Annotated in this window: 24 protein-coding genes; 13 read left to right on the forward strand and 11 right to left on the reverse strand. The window is 72.1% G+C overall.

The window, feature by feature from the left end:
* Positions 1 to 27 precede the first annotated feature (27 nt).
* From ACQP26_RS14285 to ACQP26_RS14295, 3 genes are read right to left on the reverse strand one after another with little or no spacing between them, the layout of a single operon-like run.
* A complete protein-coding gene (locus ACQP26_RS14285; RefSeq protein WP_269706478.1) occupies positions 28 to 264 on the reverse strand; it encodes a hypothetical protein in 237 nt (78 codons plus the stop codon).
* Between the two features lie 20 nt (positions 265 to 284).
* Positions 285 to 1,271 (reverse strand): LysR family transcriptional regulator, encoded by a 987-nt coding sequence (locus ACQP26_RS14290; RefSeq protein ID WP_433495943.1) that lies wholly within the window; start codon positions 1,269 to 1,271, stop codon positions 285 to 287.
* Between the two features lie 47 nt (positions 1,272 to 1,318).
* A complete protein-coding gene (locus ACQP26_RS14295) occupies positions 1,319 to 1,936 on the reverse strand; it encodes a hemerythrin domain-containing protein (protein ID WP_269706476.1) in 618 nt (205 codons plus the stop codon).
* A gap of 128 nt (positions 1,937 to 2,064) precedes the next feature.
* Here ACQP26_RS14295 and ACQP26_RS14300 point away from each other — a divergent pair, with 128 nt between their 5' ends.
* Both ACQP26_RS14300 and ACQP26_RS14305 read left to right on the forward strand, forming a co-directional pair.
* Positions 2,065 to 3,393 carry a M20/M25/M40 family metallo-hydrolase gene (locus ACQP26_RS14300; RefSeq protein WP_433495944.1) on the forward strand — a complete coding sequence of 443 codons (1,329 nt, stop codon included), beginning with the start codon at positions 2,065 to 2,067 and terminating at the stop codon, positions 3,391 to 3,393.
* Between the two features lie 61 nt (positions 3,394 to 3,454).
* Positions 3,455 to 4,108, forward strand: coding sequence for a hypothetical protein (locus tag ACQP26_RS14305; RefSeq protein ID WP_013286069.1), 654 nt, complete (start codon positions 3,455 to 3,457; stop codon positions 4,106 to 4,108).
* A gap of 54 nt (positions 4,109 to 4,162) precedes the next feature.
* Here the strand turns inward: ACQP26_RS14305 and ACQP26_RS14310 are convergent, their stop codons facing one another.
* On the reverse strand, positions 4,163 to 4,354 hold the full coding sequence (locus ACQP26_RS14310; protein WP_030274256.1) for a DUF5703 family protein: 192 nt from the start codon (positions 4,352 to 4,354) through the stop codon (positions 4,163 to 4,165).
* Positions 4,355 to 4,423: 69 nt separating this feature from the next.
* On the reverse strand, positions 4,424 to 5,392 hold the full coding sequence (locus ACQP26_RS14315) for an aldo/keto reductase (RefSeq protein ID WP_013286071.1): 969 nt from the start codon (positions 5,390 to 5,392) through the stop codon (positions 4,424 to 4,426).
* A 164-nt stretch (positions 5,393 to 5,556) separates the two neighbouring features.
* Here ACQP26_RS14315 and ACQP26_RS14320 point away from each other — a divergent pair, with 164 nt between their 5' ends.
* The 7 genes from ACQP26_RS14320 (at position 5,557) to mshC (ending at position 11,769) form a co-directional block, all read left to right on the forward strand.
* Positions 5,557 to 6,609, forward strand: a complete 1,053-nt coding sequence (locus ACQP26_RS14320; protein WP_269706473.1) for an LLM class F420-dependent oxidoreductase — start codon at positions 5,557 to 5,559, stop codon at positions 6,607 to 6,609.
* Positions 6,606 to 7,442, forward strand: coding sequence for an undecaprenyl-diphosphate phosphatase (locus ACQP26_RS14325; protein ID WP_269706472.1), 837 nt, complete (start codon positions 6,606 to 6,608; stop codon positions 7,440 to 7,442). The genes ACQP26_RS14320 and ACQP26_RS14325 overlap by 4 nt, the downstream gene beginning before the upstream one ends.
* Before the next feature lie 89 nt (positions 7,443 to 7,531).
* Entirely contained in the window at positions 7,532 to 8,200 is a 669-nt protein-coding gene (locus tag ACQP26_RS14330; protein WP_433495945.1) for a hypothetical protein, read from the forward strand.
* Positions 8,201 to 8,265: 65 nt separating this feature from the next.
* Positions 8,266 to 8,979 carry a histidine phosphatase family protein gene (locus ACQP26_RS14335; RefSeq protein WP_269706470.1) on the forward strand — a complete coding sequence of 238 codons (714 nt, stop codon included), beginning with the start codon at positions 8,266 to 8,268 and terminating at the stop codon, positions 8,977 to 8,979.
* 87 nt (positions 8,980 to 9,066) lie between these two features.
* On the forward strand, positions 9,067 to 9,648 hold the full coding sequence (locus ACQP26_RS14340) for a DUF3090 domain-containing protein (RefSeq protein ID WP_269706469.1): 582 nt from the start codon (positions 9,067 to 9,069) through the stop codon (positions 9,646 to 9,648).
* Entirely contained in the window at positions 9,645 to 10,463 is an 819-nt protein-coding gene (locus ACQP26_RS14345) for an SCO1664 family protein (RefSeq protein ID WP_433495946.1), read from the forward strand. Before ACQP26_RS14340 ends, ACQP26_RS14345 begins: the two co-directional genes overlap by 4 nt.
* Positions 10,464 to 10,530: 67 nt before the next feature.
* Positions 10,531 to 11,769, forward strand: a complete 1,239-nt coding sequence (gene mshC, locus ACQP26_RS14350) for a cysteine--1-D-myo-inosityl 2-amino-2-deoxy-alpha-D-glucopyranoside ligase (protein WP_433495947.1) — start codon at positions 10,531 to 10,533, stop codon at positions 11,767 to 11,769.
* A 282-nt stretch (positions 11,770 to 12,051) separates the two neighbouring features.
* Here the strand turns inward: mshC and ACQP26_RS14355 are convergent, their stop codons facing one another.
* Together ACQP26_RS14355 and ACQP26_RS14360 are read right to left on the reverse strand one after the other, a co-directional pair.
* Positions 12,052 to 12,843, reverse strand: a complete 792-nt coding sequence (locus ACQP26_RS14355) for a GntR family transcriptional regulator (RefSeq protein WP_433495948.1) — start codon at positions 12,841 to 12,843, stop codon at positions 12,052 to 12,054.
* Positions 12,844 to 12,958: 115 nt separating this feature from the next.
* Positions 12,959 to 13,828 (reverse strand): PAC2 family protein, encoded by an 870-nt coding sequence (locus ACQP26_RS14360; protein ID WP_030504102.1) that lies wholly within the window; start codon positions 13,826 to 13,828, stop codon positions 12,959 to 12,961.
* Positions 13,829 to 14,070: 242 nt separating this feature from the next.
* Here ACQP26_RS14360 and metH point away from each other — a divergent pair, with 242 nt between their 5' ends.
* From metH to ACQP26_RS14375, 3 genes are all read left to right on the forward strand, one after another.
* Positions 14,071 to 17,586, forward strand: coding sequence for a methionine synthase (gene metH, locus ACQP26_RS14365; protein WP_281578003.1), 3,516 nt, complete (start codon positions 14,071 to 14,073; stop codon positions 17,584 to 17,586).
* A gap of 346 nt (positions 17,587 to 17,932) precedes the next feature.
* A complete protein-coding gene (locus ACQP26_RS14370) occupies positions 17,933 to 19,039 on the forward strand; it encodes a family 43 glycosylhydrolase (protein WP_281578002.1) in 1,107 nt (368 codons plus the stop codon).
* Positions 19,040 to 19,116: 77 nt separating this feature from the next.
* Complete coding sequence (locus ACQP26_RS14375) at positions 19,117 to 19,986, forward strand: endonuclease/exonuclease/phosphatase family protein (protein ID WP_433495949.1); 870 nt, start codon at positions 19,117 to 19,119, stop codon at positions 19,984 to 19,986.
* A 75-nt stretch (positions 19,987 to 20,061) separates the two neighbouring features.
* Here ACQP26_RS14375 and ACQP26_RS14380 read toward each other — a convergent pair whose 3' ends face one another.
* Positions 20,062 to 20,463, reverse strand: coding sequence for a hypothetical protein (locus ACQP26_RS14380; RefSeq protein ID WP_433495950.1), 402 nt, complete (start codon positions 20,461 to 20,463; stop codon positions 20,062 to 20,064).
* A gap of 71 nt (positions 20,464 to 20,534) precedes the next feature.
* Positions 20,535 to 20,936 carry a hypothetical protein gene (locus ACQP26_RS14385; RefSeq protein WP_269706461.1) on the reverse strand — a complete coding sequence of 134 codons (402 nt, stop codon included), beginning with the start codon at positions 20,934 to 20,936 and terminating at the stop codon, positions 20,535 to 20,537.
* 200 nt (positions 20,937 to 21,136) lie between these two features.
* Here ACQP26_RS14385 and ACQP26_RS14390 point away from each other — a divergent pair, with 200 nt between their 5' ends.
* A complete protein-coding gene (locus ACQP26_RS14390; RefSeq protein WP_433495951.1) occupies positions 21,137 to 21,541 on the forward strand; it encodes a hypothetical protein in 405 nt (134 codons plus the stop codon).
* 41 nt (positions 21,542 to 21,582) lie between these two features.
* Here ACQP26_RS14390 and ACQP26_RS14395 read toward each other — a convergent pair whose 3' ends face one another.
* Complete coding sequence (locus ACQP26_RS14395) at positions 21,583 to 22,029, reverse strand: DUF6069 family protein (protein ID WP_433495952.1); 447 nt, start codon at positions 22,027 to 22,029, stop codon at positions 21,583 to 21,585.
* 87 nt (positions 22,030 to 22,116) lie between these two features.
* Complete coding sequence (locus ACQP26_RS14400) at positions 22,117 to 23,115, reverse strand: RNA polymerase subunit sigma-70 (RefSeq protein ID WP_269706458.1); 999 nt, start codon at positions 23,113 to 23,115, stop codon at positions 22,117 to 22,119.
* Between the last annotated feature and the right edge of the window lie 58 nt (positions 23,116 to 23,173).

The following is a 23,173-nucleotide window of genomic DNA, read 5'->3' on the forward strand; positions in this document are numbered from 1 at the left end:
CGGATCACCCCGCCCGGGCGCCGCCGGCTACTCCGACTCCAGGCTGGGCAGTTGCAGCCCGGCCGCGTCCGCCGCGGCCTGCCGGTCGGCGCGGGCGCGTTCCTCGCGGCTGAGCAGGTTGGCGTACTCGGTCACGTCGGCCGGGCCCGGCACCTCCGGCAACCGGCGCAGGAACGCCTCCACCTCGGCCGCGGCGGTGGTGTGCGCGGTGGCCGCCTGGCGCAGCAGTTCCCGCTGGTCGGCGGCCGGATACAGATCAGTCATGTCGCCGGTGTTACCCGGGTTCAGGCGATTCGCACCCCGCCCGAGCCGCTGGGCTGCACACCGAACTCCGGGTGCGCCAGCAGCCAGCCCAGGTATTCGGGGTGGTTCGCCAGCGCGTCGGTGTACGCCGCGACCGCCGCCGCCAGCACCGGCTCGGCCACCGCCGCGGCCGGCACGTCCGGATGCCAGCCCAGCAGCAGCCGCCAGCGCAGCGGCGTACCGGCCAGCCGGCGGGTCACCAGCCCGGCCACCGGACGGAACGTGGCCTGGCACAACGCCACCGCCTCACCCGCGTCCACCAGGTCCAGCGCGGCCCGCACGTCCGCCTCGTACACCTTCTTCGGGGTGAAGCCGGAGCGGGCGCAGGCGGCGGCGAAGCAGTCGCCGAAGCAGCCGTCGCCCGGCGCGGCCACCCACTGCTCGCGCCGCAGGTCGACCAGGTCGACCTCGTCGTGGGCGGCCAGCGGGTGGGTCTGCGGCAGCAGCACGCAGATCGGCTCGACCGCCACCTCCCGCCAGCTCAGCCCGAACCCGGCCGACGGTGTCGAGTCGCCGCACACACCGGTCAGCGCGAAGTCGAGGCGGCCACCGGCGACCATCTGCGCCAGCTCGTCCACCGACCAGGAGCCATACGTGGTGATCTGCGCGTCCGGCCGCTCGGCGGCGAGCCGGTGCACCAGCCGGCCCAGGATGGGGCTGTTCACCCCGCCGAATCGGTACCGGCGCAGCGGATCGCCCGCGCCGGCCATCCGGGCCGCCTCGTCCCGCAGGCCCTTCATCGCCGGCAGCAGGACCCGGGCCCGGTCCAGCACCAGCTCGCCCAGCGCGGTGGGACGGGCGCCGCGGCGGTCCCGTTCGAACAGTGGACCGCCCAGCGCCCGTTCGATCCGCTGAAGCTGGGCTGTCAACGCCGGCTGGGCCAGGCCGAGCGCCGAGGCGGCCTTCGTGACGCTCCCCGTCTCCGCGATCGCGCAGACCACACGCAGGTGTCGCAGCTCCAGATCCATACCGTGACGGTAGGACCACTAATCGATACGCGAAAGGGTCGATCGGCTCAGCCCTGCCGGCGGTGTTCCAGGTCACTCAGTCGGGTACGCCGTCCGGTGACCGCGTCGCGCACCTTGTCCAGCACCCCGACCGCCGGTTCGACGATCTTGTTCCAGGGCGGGGTGGCGGGCGTACCGGGGTGCGGCCGGGTCGGCGCCGCCTCCTCCGCGATCTCCCACCGGTTGCCCAGCCGGATCAGCTCGGCGTCGCTGGCCACCTCCCGCAGCGGCGTGACCAGCGCCGCGACGCGGCTGACGTGCCGGCGTACCCGCTCGGCCACGTCGGCGACCGCCGGATCGTCGGCGCCGGACAGTTCCTTGAGCGCGGTCAGCAGCCCGGCGTCGGCCTCGATCTCCCGCTCCACCAGCTCGGCGGCGTCCGGCATGGCGGCGCGGGCCGCCGGGAACAGGTACTGCTCCTCGGCGGACAGGTGCCGGGACACCGCGGCGGTCAGGACGTCGAGCACCTCGCGCCGGGCGGCGGCGTCCAGCGCCGGGTCGGTGGCCCGGTCGGCCAGCCCCAGCAGCGCCCGGTGCTCGGTGTCCACGAGGTCGGCGACGCTTCGCCCGCCCGGCCGGTACGCGTCGTCCGCGGCCGGCGGCAGCGGCGGCAGGGGGACGGTCATGGTGCCCTCCTCGTGACGGCCGGAGTCGATGTCCGGGCGGTCCGGCGGTACCCGGCCGGGCGATCCGCGAAACCGCCGCCGGAGCACCGGCGGCCCGCGCCCACCTCACCTGCTGGTATAAGGAAGCGATGACGAGCGACGCCGCCCCTACCCGATCCGACGCCACCGACGAGGTCGTCGACCTCTGCCGCGACCTGCTGCGCATCGACACCACGAACACCGGCGACAACGACACCAGCGTGGGGGAGCGGCGCGCCGCCGAGTACGTCGCGGAGAAGCTCGCCGAGGTCGGCGTCGACGCCGAGATCCACGAGTCCGCGCCCGGCCGGGCCAACCTGGTGGCCCGGATCCCCGGCACCGATTCCGGCCGCGACGCGCTGCTCGTGCACGGCCACCTCGACGTGGTGCCCGCCGACCCGGACGAGTGGTCGGTGCACCCGTTCTCCGGCGAGATCCGCGACGGCTACCTGTGGGGCCGCGGCGCGATCGACATGAAGGACTTCGACGCGATGGTGCTCGCCGTGGTCCGCGACTGGCAGCGCACCGGCGTCCGCCCCCGGCGCGACGTCGTCCTCGCGTTCACCGCCGACGAGGAGGCCGGCAGCGACTACGGCGCGCACTTCCTCACCCGGCAGCACCGCGACCTGTTCGACGGCTGCACCGAGGCGATCGGCGAGGTCGGCGGCTTCTCCTACTCGGTCGACGAGCAGCGTCGCCTCTACCTGATCGAGACCGCCGAGAAGGGCATCGACTGGCTGCGCCTGCACGCCAAGGGCCGCCCCGGCCACGGCTCGATGGTGCACGACGACAACGCGGTCACCGGGCTCGCCGAGGCGGTCGCCCGGATCGGCCGGCACCGTTTCCCGGTGGTGATGACCGACACCGTGCGGGCGTTCCTGGCCGAGGTGTCCGACGTGCTCGGCATCGAGATCGACCCGGACGACCCGGAGACCGCGATCGCCAAGCTCGGTCCGATCGCGAACATCATCGGCGCGACCATCCGCAACACCGCCAACCCGACCCGGCTGGCCGCCGGCTACAAGGACAACGTCATCCCGGGCCGGGCCACCGCCACCATCGACTGCCGCAGCCTGCCCGGGCAGAGCGAGGAACTGGAGCGGCAGCTGCGCGAGCTGGTCGGGCCGGACATCGCCATCGAGTACGTCCAGCGCCAGCCGGCCCTGGAGACCACGTTCGACGGTGACCTGGTGGCGCGGATGTCGGAGGCGTTGCGCGCCGAGGACCCGGGCGCGCATCCGGTGCCGTACATGCTCTCCGGCGGCACCGACGCCAAGGCGTTCTCCCAGCTCGGCATCCGCTGCTTCGGTTTCGCGCCGCTGCGGCTGCCCGCCGACCTCAATTTCTCCGGCCTGTTCCACGGCATCGACGAGCGGGTCCCGCTGGACGGACTACAGTTCGGCGTGCGGGTTCTGGACCGCTTCCTCCGTACCTGCTGACCGCGCCCGCCGCGGCGCCGCCGGCGCGGAACCTCCCCCCATCGCGAAGGGACTGCCACACATGACCGACCAGCACGGTGAGCTGGACGCCGCCCTCGAGCGGGTGATCGACGCGGCCCGCGCCCACCTGGCCGCCGTCCGGGCCGCCCAGGGCCGGATCGACGACGACGCCGTCTGGCAGGCGTACGTCGCGTTGAACAACGCCTCGTTCGCCTACGACGAGCAGCTGCTCGACGCGTTCGGCGAGGTGACGCCCTGGGACGTGGAGTCGATCGACCCGGACGAGGCCGACGAGCGCTTCGGCGCCGTGGAGGGCGGCGAGCCCACCGACCCGCACCCGCGGGTGATCTCGGTGCGGCAGCGGCGCGACTACCGGGTGCCGAGCGTCGCCGCGCTGCTGCGCGCGGCCGAGGCGGCCCGCCGGGAGGGCACCCCGGAGGAGGACGAGCCGGCGCCGGTCGAGGGGGTCGGCGAGGCGGTGCTGGAGCTGCTGCAGAGCGGCGACGGTTCGCTGTCCGCGCTCGACGTGCCGGAGCTGGAGCCGCTGGACGGTGTGGTGATGGTCAGCGAGGTCGGCACCCCTGTCGACCTGGAGTCGTTCGACGACGACGACCCGGTCGGCCCGTTCCAGCCGGCCGCCGACGACCGGCTGGTCGGCCGGCTCGACGAGCACCCGTTCATGGAGCTCGACGAGGAGCACGACCACGCGCACTAGGCCGTGTGTATCCCCGGGGCGGCGCCGCGTCGCGCGGCCCCGGGGACGGGCCCGTCAGTACGACAGGCCCGGCTGCGACTGGTTGACCAGGCGGCGCCGCAGCACCACCTGCCGCGTGCCGTCCCGGTAGAGCCGCACCCGGGCCAGCTCCCAGCCGGAGAACTCGGCCTGGATCGCCAGCTGCGCCGCGGCGGTCAGCCGATCGACGTTCGAGGGCAACCGCAGCGGCGCGTATTCGTAGTCCATGCCCCTATGCTGCCCAGGTCGGGGGCCCTCCGCCACCCCCTGCGGGTGACCCGGATCGCCCCGCGCGGCTCAGCCGTCGCGCTCCGGGTAGCCCACCGGCACCGCGGACACGTCGTCCAGCGCGGTGACGATCTCCTCCGGCAGCGTCATCCGCTCCACCTGCAACGCGCCGAGCAGCTGCCCGACGGTGCGCGCGCCGAGGATCGGCGCGGTCACGCCCGGCCGGTCCCGCACCCAGGCCAGCGCCACCTCCAGCGGCGACACGCCGAGCCCGCCGGCCGCGATGGCGACCGCCTCCACGATGCTGGAGCAGCGCGGCTCCAGGTACGTCGCGACGAACCGCTCGAAGTGCGGCGACACCGCCCGCGAGTCGGCCGGGCGGCCGTTGCGGTACTTGCCGGTCAGCACGCCCCGGCCCAGCGGCGACCAGGGCAGCACGCCCAGCCCCATCCCCGCGCAGGCGGGCAGCACCTCCCGCTCCACGCCGCGCTCCAGCAGCGAGTACTCCACCTGGGCGGCGACCACCGGGGCGCGCCCGGGCCAGGCGGCCTGCCAGGCGGCGGCCCGGGCGGTCTGCCAGCCGGAGAAGTTCGACACACCCACGTAGCGGGCCTTGCCGCTGGACACGGCGTGGTCCAGGGCCGAGAGCGTCTCCTCCAGCGGGGTGTCCGGGTCGTACCCGTGGACCTGCCACAGGTCGACGTGGTCGGTGCCGAGCCGGCGCAGCGAGGCGTCGAGCGTGCGCAGCAGGTGCCCGCGCGAGCCGTCCCGGCGGCGGCTGCCCGGCCGCAGGCCCGCCTTGGTGGCGATCAGCAGCTCGTCGCGGTCCACCAGGCTGCCCAGCAGCGAACCGATCACCGACTCGGCGTCGCCGTCGGCGTACACGTCGGCGGTGTCGACGAGGTTGCCGCCCGCGTCGAGGTAACTCTTCAGCTGGGCGGCCGCGTCGTCGGCGTCGGTGTCCCGTCCCCAGGTCATGGTGCCGAGCGCGAGCCGCGATACCGCCAGCCCGCTTCGGCCGAGCGGTCGCTGTTGCATGCGTGAACCTTATTTCGAACCTGGCGTCACGGATATCCTCGCCGCAGTCAAGTTCCCGCGCGACCTTTACCCGGTGTGACATGTTCGGGGTGAGCCGGACGTCGAGGGTGCCACGCTCATTGCGTAACCTGATGCGACCTGTGGTGCGGACGGTGGGAGGATCAGTGCGACTCGGGCTCAACCTCGGATACCAGACGGCGTGGAGCACGCCCTTCGACCACCTGGCGCTGGCCCAGGAGGCGGACCGGCTCGGCTACTCGGTCGTGTGGGCCGCGGAGGCGTACGGCTCGGACTCGCCGAGCATGCTGGCCTGGATCGCCGGTCAGACGGAGCGCATCGACGTCGGGTCGGCGGTCATGCAGATCCCGGCCCGGACGCCCGCCATGACCGCGATGACCGCCGCGACCATCGACACGCTCTCCGGCGGCCGGTTCCGGCTCGGCCTGGGCGTGTCCGGCCCGCAGGTCTCCGAGGGCTGGCACGGCGTGCGGTTCGCCAAGCCGCTGGCCCGCACCCGGGAGTACGTCGACATCGTCAAGCTGGCGGTGGCCCGCAAGGAGGTCGCGTACGACGGCGAGCACTACACGCTGCCGCTGCCGGACGGCCCGGGCAAGGCGCTGCGGCTGGGCTTCCACCCGCCGCGCGACCACATCCCGATCTACCTGGCCGCCGTCGGCCCGAAGAACCTGGAGCTGGCCGGCGAGATCGCCGACGGCTGGCTGGCCGTCTTCTACTCCCCGGAGTTCGCCGAGGAGCACCTCGCCTCGGTGCGCGCCGGGCGCGCCGCGGCGGGCAAGGAGCTGGCCGGCTTCGACGTGGTGCCGTCCGTGCCGGTCGTGGTCGGCGACGACGTCGCCACCTGCGCCGAGCTGGTGCGCTGGTACGCCGCGCTGTATGTGGGCGGCATGGGCAGCCGCAAGCAGAACTTCTACAACCAGCTCGCCACCCGGATGGGCTACGGCGACGCGGCCCGCGAGGTCCAGGACCTCTACCTGGCCAAGCGGCAGCGCGACGCGGCCGCCGCCGTACCGATGGAGTTCATCGACCGCACCTCGCTGCTCGGCCCGAAGGAGCGCATCGCCGAGCGGATGCGGGAGTACGCCGCCGCGGGCGTGACCACGCTGTCGGTGTCGCTGTTCGTGGCCGACCGGGAGAGCGGGGTGCAGACCCTGCGTACCGTCGCCGAGGCCCTGGAGCTGTCCGGAGTCGGGGAGTGACCTGGATCGAGGCCATCGTCCTGGGCCTGGTCCAGGGGCTGACCGAGTTCCTTCCGGTGTCCTCGTCGGGGCACCTGCGGATCACCTCGGCCCTGTTCTTCGACCGGGACGCGGGCGCGTCGTTCACCGCGGTGACCCAGCTCGGCACCGAGGCCGCCGTGCTGATCTACTTCGCCAAGGACATCGGGCGGATCGTCCGCACCTGGTTCGTGGGCCTGGTCGACCGCTCGGTGCGGTCCAGCCTCGACTACCGGATGGGCTGGTACGTCATCGTCGGCACCATCCCGATCGGCATCTTCGGGCTGATCTTCAAGGACCAGATCCGCACCGCCGGCCGCAACCTCTGGCTGATCTCCTGCACGCTGATCCTCGGCGCGATGCTGCTGGCCTTCGCCGAGTACTGGGGCCGGCAGACCCGTACGCTGGAGAACTTCCGGATGCGCGACGGCGTGGTGATGGGCTTCGCCCAGGCCGCGGCGCTGGTGCCCGGCGTCTCCCGGTCCGGCGGCACCCTGACCGCCGGCCTGCTGCTCAACCTCACCCGGGAGACCGCGGCCCGCTACTCGTTCCTGCTGGCCATCCCGGCCGTGGTGATCTCCGGCTTGTTCAGCCTGCCGGACGTGTTCGAGCCGTCGGCGCCGGGCACCGCCGCGCCGAGCGTGGCGCAGATGGTGATCGCGACGCTCATCGCGTTCGCCGTCGGGTACGCGGCCATCGCGTGGCTGCTGCGCTACGTCGCCCACCACACGCTGTACGTCTTCGTGCTGTACCGGGTTGCGCTGGGCAGCCTGGTGATCTGCCTGCTGGCGACCGGCACGATCAGCGCCACCTGACGTCGTCCTGCGAGAGGCCGGCCACCCCGATGTCCGAGGTGGCCGGCCTTCGGCTTCGTCGCCCACCCGGCCACGTAGGGCCGCGCGGCGTGTGCGACGGCGCGGCCCGGTGGCCGGGGGTGGCTACTCTCACCCGCATGTCGCGCTTCCGCCTCAGACCGTTGTACGGCGCTCCGGTGATGATCGCCATTCTGGCGGCCTTTGTCTGGAACCTGGCAGAGCCTTTCGACGAGCCGGAACTGCCGGCGGAGATGTTCGTGGTGACGGGCACCGTCGACTCGGTACGGGAGACCTTGGAAAAGACGACGGGAGGAAGCAGAAACCTCGGCGTCGTGGTCCATCGGGTGCTGCTCCGCGAGCACCCCCGGGTCGAGTTCAGCGTACGAGAGGTGCCTCGCGAGGAACTGATGCCCGGCACGCCGGTCCGATTCGAGATGAGCAGGGATCCCCGGCCGGACCTGGAGCGCGCACGGTTGTACGACTACGCGACCTACCGGGTCACAGCCGAGACCTTCGTCGTCGACGGCACCGTGATCTACGACGCGTTCCAGGTCAGGGCGGAGGCCGAGGCACGGACCGACGCGGCGGTCAGGCGGTACCGCAGCATCTCTCTGGTGCTGTGGGCGGTGGTGGTCGTCTGGGTCGCGCTCCTGGTCCGGCGGCACCGGGCATCGCTGCGGTCCCTGCGGTCCCTGGCGGAGCCCGACGGCGCGTCGGACGCGGCCGACAGGTTCCGCAGATGGGTGTACCGGGAGTAGGGGTCGCACCACCGGAACGCGGCCTGTCGTGGCGGGACGATCATCCGAGGGGCGTACCGCCTAGGGTGGTCAGCGTGGCGACCCTTCTACTTCTGCGACACGGCCGGACCACCGCGAACGCCGACGGCGGCCTGGCCGGGCGGCAACCGGTCGAGCTCGACGACACCGGCCGCGCGCAGGCGGCTGCGGTCGGCGCGCGCCTCGCCGGGCTGCCGCTGGCGGCGGTGGTGACCAGCCCGCTCATCCGCTGCCGGCAGACCCTCGATCTGGCCCTGCCGGGCGTGGAACCGGTGGTGGACGACGGGTTGATCGAGTGCGGGTACGGCGACTGGGAGGGGCAGTCGCTGAAGAAGCTGGCGAAGGAGCCGCTCTGGCCGGTGGTCCAGCAGCACCCGAGCGCCGCCGCGTTCCCGCAGGGCGAGTCCATGGCGGCGATGTCCGCGCGCGCCGTGGCCGCGGTACGGGCGTGGGACGCGCGGGTCACCGCCGAGCACGGGCCGGAGGCGATCTGGCTGGCGTGCAGCCACGGCGACGTGATCAAGGCGATCGTGGCGGACGCGCTCGGCGTACACCTTGATCTTTTCCAGCGGATCGTGGCCGACCCGGCGTCGGTCACGGCGATCCGCTACACCCCGTTCCGGCCGTTCCTGGTCCGGCTCAACGACACCGGCGGCGACCTGTCGGCGCTGGTCCCGCCGCCGCGCAAGCGCCGTCGGCGCGCGGCGCGACCGGCGGAGTCCGACGCGGCGGTCGGCGGGGGCGCGGGCGCGGCCGGGTGAGCCCGGCGTACGCGGCGCGTTCGCTCTGGGCGGATTCGGCGTCGGTGGGCTGCGCGGTGCTTCCACACGCCGGATAGGGTCGTGGGTATGACGCACCAGGTGCACGCCTTCGAGCCGCCGGAGCGGTTCGTCGCCGGTACGGTCGGCCCGCCGGGGGAGCGCACGTTCTTCCTCCAGGCGCGCGGCGGCGGCCGGCTGGTCAGCGTGTCGCTGGAGAAGGTCCAGGTGTCGTTGCTCGCCGAGAAGCTCGAGGAGCTGCTCACCGAGGCGCAGCGCCGGTTCGGCGTGAAGCTGCCGGAGACGGCCGCCGCGGCGACCGGTGACAACGAGCCGCTCGACACGCCCGTGGACGAGGAGTTCCGGGTCGGCACGCTGGGCCTGGCCTTCGACGTGGACACCGCCACCGTGGTGATCGAGGCGATCGCCGTCGGTGAGGCGGAGGTCGAGGTCGAGCTGGGCGACGCGGACGACGACGCCGACGAGGACCCGGACGAACCGGACGACGACCTCGACCGCCTGCGGGTCCGGCTGACCCCGGAGGCGACCCGCGAGTTCATCGAGCGGGCCAAGCGTGTCGTGAACGCCGGCCGGCCTCCCTGCCCGCTGTGCGGCCAGCCGCTCGACCCGGCCGGTCACCTCTGCCCCCGGCACAACGGCTATCACCGGTGACCTCGTCGGAACTGCAGCCCCGACAGGACGGCGCCGAGGCGCTGCGGCTGCTCGCCGACGGTGAGCTGACCCTCCAGGGGCGGCTCGTCGACGCCTCCAACGCGACGCTGCGCGGCGTCATCGCCCTCGGCGACGTGACCGCGCACTGCGTCTACAAGCCGGTACGCGGCGAGCGCCCGCTCTGGGACTTCCCGGACGGCACGCTCGCCGGCCGGGAGGTGTCCGCGTACCTGGTGTCCCGGGCCACCGGCTGGGACCTGGTGCCGCCCACCGTGCTGCGCGACGGCCCGTTCGGTCCCGGCTCGTGCCAGCTCTGGATCGACGAGCCGGACGACGCCGAGCCGCTGGTCGGGTTCGTGCCGGCGCGGGAGGTTCCGCCGCGCTGGTTCCCGGTGGCCGCGGCCCGTGACGACGACGGGGCGGCGTACGCGCTGGCGCACGCCGACGACCCCCGCCTGGCCCGGCTCGTCGTGCTCGACGCGGTGATCAACAACGCCGACCGCAAGGGCGGGCACGTGCTCGTCGGCCCGGACGACCGCATCTACGGCGTCGACCACGGCGTGAGTTTCCACGTCGAGGACAAGCTGCGGACGGTGCTGTGGGGCTGGGCCGGCCGCGAGCTGCCGCCGGACGCGGTGGAGATGCTCGACGGCCTCGCCGGGCAGCTGGCCGGCCCGCTGGGCGAGGAACTGGCCGAGCACCTGACGATCGGGGAGCTGACCGCGCTGGCGGAACGGGTCCGGCGGCTGCGCGAGTCCGGCCGGTTCCCGCTGCCGCCGCAGCAGTGGCCGGCGATGCCCTGGCCACCGATGTGAGCCGTTGTCGCGTTGATCACCCGTGGGGCGGCACCTGAGCGCCTGACGGATCGTTAGGCTGGCGGTCATGGAGTCTTGGGCGGGACACGAGGTGCCACGGCTGCCGGGTGAGGGCGTGCCGCTGCGGTTGTACGACTCGGCACGGCAGGGCGCCCATCCCAGCCGGCCCGAGGGCGCGGCCTCGATGTACGTCTGCGGCATCACCCCGTACGACGCGACGCACCTCGGGCACGCCGCCACCATGATCGCGTTCGACCTGGTGCAGCGGATGTGGCGCGACGCCGGCCTCGACGTGCGGTACGTGCAGAACGTCACCGACATCGACGACCCGCTGCTGGAGCGCGCCGAGCGCGACGGCGAGGACTGGAAGGTCCTGGCCATGCGGGAGACCGCGCTGTTCCGCGAGGACATGGAGGCGCTGCGGATGATCCCGCCGGCGCACTACGTCGGCGCCGTCGAGTCGATCCCGGACATCGCCGAGAAGGTGCTGGTGCTGCTGAAGGACGGCGCGGCGTACCGCCTCGACGACGGCACCGGCGACGTCTACTTCGACATCGCCGCCGCGCCCCGGTTCGGCTACGAGTCGAACCTGTCCCGCGAGCAGATGATCGAGCTGTTCGCCGAGCGCGGCGGCGACCCGGAGCGTGCCGGCAAGCGCGATCCGCTCGACCCGCTGCTGTGGCGCGGCGCCCGCGAGGGCGAGCCGTCCTGGCCCGGCGGCGAGCTGGGCGCGGGCCGTCCCGGCTGGCACATCGAGTGCACGGTCATCGCGTTGAACCTGCTCGGCGACCGGATCGACGTGCAGGGCGGCGGCAACGACCTGATCTTCCCGCACCACGAGTGTTCCGCCGCGCACGCCGAGCGGCTGACCGGCGAGGCGCCGTTCGCCGACCACTACGTGCACGCCGGCATGATCGGCCTGGACGGGGAGAAGATGTCGAAGTCCCAGGGCAACCTGGTCTTCGTCTCCCGGCTGCGGGCCGACAAGGTGGACCCGATGGCGGTGCGGCTGGCGCTGATGAGCGGGCACTACCGCAGCGACCGCTCCTGGACCGACGAGCTGCTCACCGAGGCGCAGGAGCGGCTGGGCCGCTGGCGGCGGGCCGCCGCCGCGCCGGCCGGGCCGTCGGGGCCGGCGTTGCTGGTCGAGGTACGCGAGCGCCTGGCCGACGACCTGGACACGCCGGGTGCCCTGGCGGCGGCCGACCGCTGGGCCGACGGAGCCCTCGACGGCGTCACCGAGGACCCGGCCGCCCCGAAGCTGTTCGCCGACACCGTGGACGCCCTCCTCGGCATCGCCCTGTAACCCCGCCCTCCCGCCGCCCCGTCCCGCCCCTCCCGCGCGTCGATCTTGCACTTACGGCCCGCATCTCGCCCCTTTCGCCCGGGTTGCGGGGTCCACAACTGCAAGATCGCGCGAGCCCGAGGGCGGGTGGAACGTGATGGGTGTGTCGAGGGCCGTTTGACACCCGTGGTGTTCCACTCGGGCGTGCCCGGCCGGCGATCTTGCGGTTGTGGCCCCGAGGGTGTCGTGAATGTTCCGTTTGCCGGGGCGCGAAGTGCAAGATCGAGGGGAGCCGGGGCGGGGTCAGCCCAGGACCAGGCCGGGGTCGGGGTCCTGGTCGGGGGCGGGCGCGGGGATCTTGTACTCCTCGGTGAGCGTGGTCATCGGGCCGGGCCAGGTGGCCTGGGCGACCTCGATCGGCTTGCGCCGCTCGTCGTACGCCACGTGCAGCAGGTGCAGCACCGGGGTGTCCGGGCGGATCTGGAGGATCTCCGCCTCCTCCCGGCTGGGCTGGCGCGCGCTGATCGTGTCGGTGGCGGTCACGTACCGCCGGCCGGTGACCTCCTCGGCCTCCTGGTAGAGCGGGCGCCCGAACGCCTCGGCCCGCTCCAGCGAGGTGCCCGCGGCGTCGGCGGGCAGGAACCACGACGCGCCGACCTCGACCGGTGAGTCGTCGGTGCGTACCAGGTGCCGTCGGCAGAGCAGCTCGGTGCCGTCGGCGACGCCGAACGCGTCGGCCACCTCGGCCGGGGCGGGGGTGCGGCCGACCGAGACGAGCTGTTGGCGGTACCGGGCGGCCAGGTCGGTGTGGTAGCCGCGGAAGCCGCCGTACCGGCCCCGGGACAGGCGGTTGAGGCGGCGCCGGGTGCCCCGGACGTACGTACCGGAGCCGGGTTTGGTGATCAGGATGCCCTCGACCCGCAGCTGGTCGACGGCGCGCTGCACGGTCTGCTTCGCGACGCCGAACATCTCGGCGATGGCCGGGATGGACGGCAGTCGCTCGCCCGGGCCCCAGTCGCCGCGGCGCACCTGGGCTTTGAGCTGCGCGGCGATCTGCCGGTGCGGGAACTCGGCCGCGCCGGGGTTGATCTGCATCCGGGCCTCCTCAGAACAGCTAGGTTCCTAGGATGCCCTAGCAGGTGTGACCGCGCCACCCCGGACACGAAGAAGCCGGGCCCCGATCAGGGAGCCCGGCTTCGACGGAAAAGAGCTACCAGGAACCCGCTGTCGGCCCGGCGGAACCACCGCGGCGACGCAGGTACTTCTCGAACTCCTGGGCGATCTCGTCCCCGGTCAACGGGGTGATGCCGGCGTCGCCGACCCGTTCCTCCAGCTCCCGCACGTACTCGCCGAGTTCGGCGTCCTGCTCGGCGGCGCTGCGTACCCGCTGCTCCCACTCGGCTGCCTCCTCGGCCAGGTCGGCCATCGGCACCGGCAGGTCGAGCACCTCCTCGACCCGGTGCAGCAGGGCGAGCGTGGCCTTCGGGCAGGGCGGGTTGTTGGCGTAGTGCGGCACGTGCACCCAGAACGACACCGCGTCGACCTCGGCCCGGGTGCACGCGTCGTGCAGCACACCGACGATGCCGGTCGGCCCGTCGTACCGGGTGGGGGTGAGCTGGTAGCGCTTGGCGGCGTCGGCGTCCGACGCGCTGCCGCTGATCGGCAGCGGCCGGGTGTAGGGCACGTCGGCCAGCAGCGCGCCGAGCAGCACCACCCGCTCGACCTCCAGGCTGTGGCAGATCTCCAGCACCTGCTCGCAGAACGTCCGCCAGCGCATGCTCGGTTCGATGCCGCGGATCAGCACCACGTCCCGCTCGGTGCCCTCCGGGCTGGCCACCATGAACCGCGTGGTGGGCCACTCGACGCGCCGGGTCTCCCCGTCGGCCATGGTGATCGTCGGGCGGCTCACCTGGAAGTCGTAGAAGTCCTCCGGGTCCAGCTCGGTCACCTGCCGGGCCTGCCAGACCTGCTCCAGGTGTTCCACGGCGGCGGTGGAGGCGTCGGCGGCGTCGTTCCAGCCCTCGAAGGCCGCGATGGCGACCGGCGAGCGCAGTACCGGCAGCCCGTCGAACTCGGTCACGCCGTCACCTCACCCTGCTCGTCGGGCGCGGCGCCGCCCCGTCGCACGGTCGCACCCCTGTTGTCCTTCACGTCCGTCAGCCTACGTGCCGCCGCCGGGGCCGGCCCGTCGGCCGCGCCGGTCGCCGGGCCGGACCACCCGGGCGAACCGGAGGAAAGGGGTACGCGGGGCCCGGTGGGCAGTATGTGAGAAGGGCCGGATCGGATAACTCTGGCGCAGCCGGGCGCACTACCCTGGAGCATGTGTCTATCTCGTTGCGTGACCTGCTGGCCGATCGGATCCTGATCGCGGACGGCGCGATGGGAACAATGCTCCAGGCCGCCGATCTCACCCTCGACGACTTCGACGGCCTCGAAGGCTGCAACGAGATCCTCAACGTGACCCGGCCGGACGTGGTCCGCGGCGTGCACGACGCCTACCTCGCCGCCGGCGCGGACTGCGTGGAGACCAACACGTTCGGCGCCAACCTGCCCAACCTCGCCGAGTACGGCATCCCCGGCCGCATCCGGGAGCTGTCCGAGGCGGGCGCGCGGATCGCGCGGGAGGCAGCCGACGCGTACGCGACGCCGGAGCACCCCCGGTTCGTGCTCGGCTCGATGGGTCCGGGCACCAAGCTGCCCACGCTCGGCCACGCCAGCTACGCCTCGCTGCGCGACGCGTACCAGGAGAACGCCGCCGGCCTGATCGCCGGCGGGGCGGACGCGCTGATCATCGAGACCTGCCAAGATCTGCTCCAGGTCAAGGCGGCGGTGGTCGGGTCGAAGCGGGCGCGCGCCGAGGCGGGCCGGGACGTGCCGATCATCTGCCAGGTCGCGGTGGAGACCACCGGCACCATGCTGCTGGGCAGTGAGATCGGCGCCGCGCTGACCGCGATCGAGCCGCTCGGCGTCGACCTGATCGGGCTGAACTGCTCCACCGGCCCGGCGGAGATGGGCGAGCACCTGCGCTACCTGGCGCAGCACGCGCGTATCCCGATCTCGGTGATGCCGAACGCGGGCCTGCCGGTGCTGACGGCCGACGGGGCGTACTTCCCGCTCAGCCCGGACGAGCTGGCCGACGCGCTGGAGCAGTTCGTCACCGACTACGGCGTGGGCCTGATCGGTGGCTGCTGCGGCACCACCCCGGAGCACATCCGGGTGCTGGTGGAGCGCCTCGGCGGGCGGGCGCCGGTGGCGCGGGAGCCGAAGCCGGAGGCCGGGGTCTCCTCGATCTACCACCACGTGCCGTTCGCCCAGGACGCCAGCATCCTGATGGTGGGGGAGCGCACCAACGCCAACGGCTCGAAGGCGTTCCGCGAGTCGATGCTCGCCGGGGACTGGCAGGCCTGCGTGGAGGTGGCCCGCAGCCAGGCCCGCGACGGCTCGCACCTGCTCGACCTCTGCGTCGACTACGTGGGCCGCGACGGCACGCAGGACATGCGGGAGCTGGCGGGCCGGTTCGCCACCGCCTCGACGCTGCCGATCGTGCTGGACTCCACCGAGCCGGCCGTGATCGAGGCCGGGCTGGAGATGCTCGGCGGCCGGTGCGTGGTCAACTCGGTCAACTTCGAGGACGGCGACGGCCCCGACTCCCGCTACGCGCGGGTCATGCCGGTGGTCAAGGAGCACGGCGCCGCCGTCGTGGCGCTGCTCATCGACGAGGAGGGCCAGGCCCGCACCCGGGAGTGGAAGGTACGGGTGGCCTCCCGGCTGATCGACGACCTGACCGGCCGGTGGGGGATGCGCCGGGAGGACATCCTCATCGACGCGCTGACGTTCCCGATCGCCACCGGGCAGGAGGAGACCCGCCGCGACGGCATCGAGACGATCGAGGCGATCCGGGAGATCGCCGCGCGCTACCCGGGCGTCAACTTCACCGCCGGCATCTCGAACGTCTCGTTCGGCCTCAACCCGGCGGCCCGGCAGGTGCTCAACTCGGTGTTCCTGCACGAGTGCGCGCAGGCCGGGCTGACCTCGGCGATCGTGCACGCCAGCAAGATCCTGCCGATGGCGCGGATCCCGGACGAGCAGCGCGAGGTGGCGCTCGACCTGGTGTACGACCGCCGCCGCGAGGGCTACGACCCGGTGCAGCGGTTCATCGAGGCCTTCGAAGGCGTCGACGCCGCCTCGGCGCGCGCCACCCGAGCCGAGGAACTGGCCGCGCTGCCGCTGGACGAGCGGCTCAAGCGGCGGATCATCGACGGCGAGCGCAACGGCCTGGAGGCCGACCTGGACACGGCGATGGCGCAGGGGCGTACGCCGCTGTCCATCATCAACGACCTGCTGCTGGACGGCATGAAGGTGGTCGGCGAGCTGTTCGGCTCCGGCCAGATGCAGTTGCCGTTCGTGCTCCAGTCCGCCGAGGTGATGAAGACCGCGGTGGCCTACCTGGAGCCGCACATGGAGAAGACGGACGACGACGGCAAGGGCCGCATCGTGCTCGCCACGGTGAAGGGCGACGTGCACGACATCGGCAAGAACCTGGTCGACATCATCCTGTCCAACAACGGCTACGACGTGGTGAACATCGGCATCAAGCAGCCGATCAACGCGATCCTCGACGCGGCCGAGGAGCACCGGGCCGACGCGATCGGCATGTCCGGCCTGCTGGTCAAGAGCACAGTCATCATGAAGGAGAACCTGGCCGAGATGGCCTCCCGGGGCGTGGCCGAGCGCTGGCCGGTGCTGCTCGGCGGCGCGGCGCTGACCCGCGCGTACGTGGAGGACGACCTGCGGTCGATCTACCCCGGTCAGGTGCACTACGCCCGCGACGCGTTCGAAGGGCTGTCCCTGATGGACCGCGTGATGGCGGCCAAGCGCGGCGGCGCGCCGGTGATCGACCCGGAGCGGGAGGCGGCGCTGGCGGCCCGCCGGGAGCGCCGCGAGCGGCAGCGGGCGCAGGTGCGCGAGGCGCTGCCCGAACTGGACGACGCGTCGGTGCGCTCCGACGTGGCGGCCGACGTGGCGGTGCCGAAGCCGCCGTTCTTCGGCACCCGGGTGGTCAAGGGCGTGCCGCTGGCCGACTACGCGGCGCTGCTCGACGAGCGGGCCACGTTCCTCGGCCAGTGGGGGCTGCGCGGCGCCCGCGGCGGCAAGGGCCCGTCGTACGAGGAACTGGTGGAGACCGAGGGCCGGCCCCGGCTGCGGTACTGGCTGGACCGCCTGATCTCCGACCAGGTGCTGGAGGCGGCAGTGGTGTACGGCTACTTCCCGGCGTACTCGGAGGGCAACGACCTGGTGGTGCTGGACGAGAACGGGCACAGCGAGCGGGCCCGGTTCTCCTTCCCCCGGCAGCGCCAGGAGCGGCGGCTGTGCCTGGCCGACTTCTTCCGGCCCAAGGGCGACCAGCTCGACGTGGTGGCGTTGCAGCTGGTCACCGTCGGGCAGCCGATCAGCGAGTACACGGCGAAGATGTTCGCCGGCAACGAGTACCGCGACTACCTGGAGGTGCACGGCCTGTCCGTGCAGCTCACCGAGGCCCTCGCCGAGTACTGGCACCGGCGGATCCGGGCCGAGCTGGTGCTGCCCGGCGGCGGCACCGTGGCCGACGACGACCCGGCGGACCTGGCCGGTCTGCTGCGCACCGACTACCGGGGCTGCCGGTACGCGTTCGGCTACCCGGCCTGCCCGGACCTGGAGGACCGGGCGAAGATCGTGGAGCTGCTGGGCGCGGAGCGGATCGGGGTGCAGTTGTCCGAGGAGTTCCAGTTGGTGCCGGAGCAGGCCACCGACGCGATCGTGGTGCACCACCCGGAGGCGAACTACTTCAACGCCAAGTGACGCCGTCGCCCAGCCTGAGCTGACAAGTTCACGACACCCGGTTGGTCCGCTGCCGGGCCGCCGGCCCGGTCGAGTCGTACCCAAGAGCGGCATCGAAGCCCTGCGGGTGCGGTCCTCGCGGCTCCCACGCCCCGAAGGCTGATCGGATGATCAGGCAGCTAGTGAGGGATGACGGACATCCGCGCGGAGATCGGCGCCCGCGCGCCGAGTCGTACCGGGGCAGGTCGGCCACGGGTGCCCCAGTCGCAAGTGGGCGTGGTCCGCCGGCTCCGCGCGGCTCTGGTAATCGTTGTATTTGCATGCTTTGATCTGTGCTCAGGATCTGACCCGGATTCAGAGGAGCCTCATGCGAGTCACCATCCGCGCGTTCGTGGCAGGGCTGGCAGTGGCCCTCACGGCCACGACCGGCGTCGCCACCGCGCCCTCCGCCGGTGCCGCCGTCGTCGATCCGGCCGACGAGTCGCAGGACTTCCCGTTCCCTGGCGCCGACACCATCGCGCTGCGCGACGGCTCCAACAAGTACATCACCTACGGTGCCAGCACCGGCGGCAAGAAGGTGCCGTACGCCATTTCGGGCGCCGGGAATGTCGTGGGAACCTCGCCGACAGTGGCCGGCGACGCCATGCCGGGCGGCGGTGGGGCGTGGGTCGAATCCGGCTCCGGGATCTGGACCCCGGGGGCGCACTACCACGTCAAGGACGGGGTCGGCCGCTACTACCTCTTCTACACCGCCAGCAGGAAGAACGACGGCGGGCGCAAGTGCATCGGCGTGGCTCGCTCCCAGAACCCGTACGGGCCGTTCAACGCCGAGGACACGCCGATCGCCTGCCCGGACAAGGGCGACCGGTGGGCACTCGACGCGGACGTCGTAGCCGGTCCCGCGGGTGCGATCTGGATGACCTGGCGGGACGGGCAGCGGGCCGAAGGGGCGGAGTCGGCGCTCTCCGTCATGAGGTTGAAGTTCAACCCGAACGGCACCGTCGACCGCGACAGCGATCCGGTCGTCATCTTCCGCAGCGACAATCTGAGCTGGGTCACGTACCGGGACAGCGGCGGGGTCGCCGTCATCGAGAATCCGAGCGCGTTCCACCACAACGGTTCCTGGTATCTCTTCTACTCCGGCAACGCCTGGCGGGAGAACTACTACTCGACCGGCGTCGCCTTCTGCGGGGATCGGATCGACGACGGCCTGTGTTCGCCGATGCCCGGACCGAACCGGGCCTGGTTCTCCTATTCGGGTCCGGCGGCCCACCTGCCCGACACCATGCGCAAGTACTCGTTGCCGGGTAACAAGCGTGGGCCGGGCGCGATGGACGTCTACGAGGCCCGGGACGGCAAGCCGTGGGTGACGTGGAACTACCTCGCCGACGACAGCTCGGGGCGAAAGAGCCGGACCGGGCGTCTCGTCATCACGGGCTCCGGCGCCAACGCCGACTTCAAGGTGGAGCTCTAACGATTTGTCACCGGACGGCGACCGCCACCACAGTGGCGGCGCCGGCCCGGTGTGTCCTCAAACGGGAAGGATCATTCATGAGAAGAACCCTGCGAGCTGTCCGGCGAGCCGTCGCCCTGGGCGCCACACTCACGGTGGCGACCCTCCTCCTGCCGGTCTCTCCGGCCGCGGCGGCGTCGACCTTCCAGGCCGGCCACCTGAACATCTACAACGGCCTCACCCACGAGAAGTTCCTCCACGACCTGAACCTCATCACCTCGAAGGCGGACATGGTCGCGCTCAACGAGGTGGGCCCCCGCAGGGCCTTCCTGGTGGACTGGGCCGCCGACAACGGATGGACGTTCTACGCCCCGACCACTTCGGTGCACGCTGCCGGTGAAGCTCTGCTGGCGAAGAAGAGCATGTTCGAAGTGGTCGACAAGGGGTCGAAGTTCGTGTGCGACACCAACCCCGACGAGCCACCGCCGCCGCGCTACAACAACTGGGTCAAGTACCGGCACAAGGCGACCGGACGATACGTGTTCCACATCAACTTCCACGCCGTCGCCGGTATCGACAACAACGGCTCGCCGGAAGACCTTCCGCGTACCAGGTGCGCGGAGCAGCAGTTCGCGGAGGTCAAGGAGCTGGCCCGCGAGAAGAAGGCGGAGGGCCAGGTCATCGTCAGCGGCGACCTCAACGTCGACTTCAGCGCCGACAAGGCCCGCGGGTACGAGAAGTTCCCGTGGAAGGTCTTCGAGGCCAACGAGCTGCCGAACCTCCGCTCCGTCTACAACCTCTACGGCGAGAAGGGGACCGGCACGCACGGGAACCGGCGCATCGACTACATCTACTTCTGGAAGCGGATCGAGAGCTCCCAGGTCATGTGGATGACCGACTACCGCATCGTCGGGGACACCAACTCGGACCACAAGGGTGTCGTGGCGGACTTCTCCCTCGCATCCTGACCGATACGAACGTGTCGGGCTCCGTCAACCAGCGGTTGGCGGAGCTCCGGCCGGTGAGGACCACAACGCCGGCCGTCACGTGTCGTAGAGCCCGTCCCACGGCTCGTGGAACCCGAGGCGATCCGGATACAACTCGACCCAGTCGACGTGGCTGCCGTCGCCGGCCCGGTCGCCGGACTCGTCGATCAGACCGAAGACGACGCCGTCCTGACGGGTCTGGAACAGGCGTACGGCGATGTCGCCGTACGACTTGCCGGGCAGGCTCGCGAGCAGCCCGTCGAGCGCCTCGCTCAGCGCGCCTCGATGCGGAACCCGCGTGATGGTCGAGTCCCGGTACGTCCCGTCGTGGTCGAAGCGGTGCACGTACGCGTGGTGATCCCACGCCGAGGCGAGGAACAGCCCTTCGTCGTAGCGGCCGATCGTGTCCGTCCGGTGGCCGGGCTCGTGCGCGATGGGAATCAGCCGGGGTACGGGCACTCGATCAACGTAGCGTACGAGCGCGGGGCGCCCGCCACGATGGCGGACGCCCCGAAGCGTCGACGTGCCGGTCAGCCGATCAGCGTGACCGAGTAGTCGTACGTCGTCCCGGTCACCGAGTACGTGGCGGTCTGCCCGTTCTCGCAGTACGACACGAAGCTGCTCGGGGTCCGCGTCGCTCCGGCCACCGCGTCCACCACCGGCCGGACATCGGACCCGACGGGAAGCGCGGTGGTGGTGAGATCGATCGTCCGCGACTGGTTGATCGGGTAGGTGTCGGTGTTCGCCGTCTCCAGGCCGTTGCTCGCCTGGACACTGAAGGACATCACGAAGGCGGCGTTGTTCACCACGGCGATGCGCTGAACGCAGGGTTCGGCCTGCGCGCTGGCCGCGGAGGCCCCAGCCAGTGCCGATGCACCGGCGGCGAGAGTCCCGGCGAGTGCGGCTCCGACGAGCCTGGCGCGGAAGGTCATGGTGTCACCTCTCGGTCGTACGTGGCGCCGGGCGCCGACTGGCGGCGCCCGGCGTATGGTCCGTATCGAAGTGCCCGAGTGTTCCTGATCGAATCCTGTAGATCGCAGGAAATTCTCCGGAGCGGGTCCACAGCTCCGATCCGTCGAACTGAGGGATCGATCCCGATGGCGTGCGAGCGTCCCGGCGCGAGGAGGCCGACGTGGTGAACTCCGCCCTTTCCGCTGTCGTCCACGCGGTCGGAGCTGGCTTGCCACCGTTGGCGGAGTCGGATCTCGACCTCGGCGCGATGTACTCCACCTTCGTCGTCCTGTCCGGTATGTACTTCGCTCCGGTTCTCATGTCCGGACTCGGCTTTCTCTGCGCTGCGGGCATCGGGCTCAGCCGCCGGATCGGTAGGGCTGCCGCGATCGCGGTCGTCCTGTTCTACGCGTTGTCGTTGCTCGGCACTGCCTTCACCTGGCCCGAACTGGAGCACCAGGGAAAACCGAGTGAGACGCTGTGGCTGATCGTGATCGGCTGCGGCGGCTTCCTGGTGTTGCCCTGGCTCGTCGCGTTCAGCGGCACCAAGGTGGCCCTGCGCCGTCGCGGAGCCCTGGCCGAGTAGCCGGATGCTCCGCCCGACCACGGCTGAACGTCGAGGGGGAGCTACCCCCGGTCGCCCTTCCCCGCGCGCAGGCTCCACGCCAGGGCGGGGATCATCACCGCCGCCGCGACCAGGTGCAGCCCGACCAGCGTGACAGTAGTGGCGGCGTCACCCCCGGCGATCAACGGCGGGACCATCGACAGCGCGGTCAGCGACACCGCCGTCCACACGAACCGCCGCGCGGGGTAGGCGCTGAACCGCAACAGGACGGCGGCGATGACGACGCCGACGAGCGAGAAGAATCCGGTCACCACGGCGAACCCGCCCAACGGGATCGTCTCGCCGCCGCCGTCCGGGATCTCGAAGTCCACACCGGCGGCCCGGGCGAGCGCCGCCGCGAGCGTGGTGACCGCCATCGCGCCGAGGGTGGCGACCAGACCGGTGACGGCGAGCCGCCGGAAGCTGTGCGAACGGCGAGAGCCCACGCCGGTGCCGGTGCTGCTGATCATGTCGTTCCTCCGAGCGTCGTCCTGAGGGTGAGGTCGCGACCACCGCGACGCGTGCGCCGCCGGGCAGCGCGGGCGTCCGGACCGGCACTACGGCGTACGGTCGGCCGGCAGGCGCTCCGGCAGCCCGAGCTGCGGGAACCGGTCGGCGTGGAACGTGACGATCTCGGTGATCTCCCCGCCGGTGATGCGCAGGGCGTCGACGGTGAGCGGCAGGTACGCACCGTCGCTCTCCTGCCACAGGTAGAACGCGACGGCGGGCTGCCGGTTCACGGCGGTGGGCAGGGCCCGCATGCTGCCCAGGCTCTCGAAGCCGTCCGCGATCCAGTCGTTCACCACGGCGTCGCGGCCGATCTGCAGGCCGGGCGTGGGCGGCATCGAGCACCGCACATCGTCGCGCAGCATCGCGGCGAGCGCGCCGACGTCCTTGGCGACCGCGGCGTCGGTGAAGCGGCGTACCAGCTCGCGGGTCCGGGTGTCCGTCTCGTCGCCGGTCCAGTCCTGCCGCTGCGCGGGCAGGTGTTCCCGCATGCCGGCGCGGGCCCGCTGCAACGCGCTGTTCACCGAGTTGACCGAATCACCGAGCAGTTCCGCGACCTCCTTGGCGGGCCAGCCGAGCACGTCGCGCAGGATCAGCACGGCGCGCGGGCGCGGCGCGAGGTGCTGCACCGCGACCAGGTACGCCAGTTCGATCGTCTCCCGCGCCACCGCGACGGCCTCCGGCTCGTCGGCGCCGGCGGCGGGCAGCTCGTCGAGCAGCCGGTCCGGGTACGGCTGCAGCCACCGCACCTCGCCGCCGGTCGCGGGCTCGGGCCGGTACGCGGAGAGCCGGTCCAGGCAGGCGTTCGTGGCGATCCGGTACAGCCAGGCCCGGAATGTCGATCGTCCCGCGAACGTCTCCCGCCGTCGCCAGGCGCGCAGGAACGTCTCCTGCACGGTGTCCTCGGCGTCCTCGAACGATCCGAGCATCCGGTAGCAGTGCACGTGCAGCTCCCGCCGGTGCCGCTGCGCCAGCGCGGCGAACGCCGGCTCGCCGACCTCAGCCAGCTCGCGTACGTCCGGCTCCGCCCGCCGCGTCTCCGCACCCATCACGTCATCCTCCCGCCTCGTCGTGGCCTGTCGAAGATGTGACGGGTACGGGCGGGAA

The organism is Micromonospora sp. CA-248089, assembly GCF_050948515.1.
In the GTDB taxonomy this organism is placed as follows: Bacteria; Actinomycetota; Actinomycetes; order Mycobacteriales; family Micromonosporaceae; genus Micromonospora.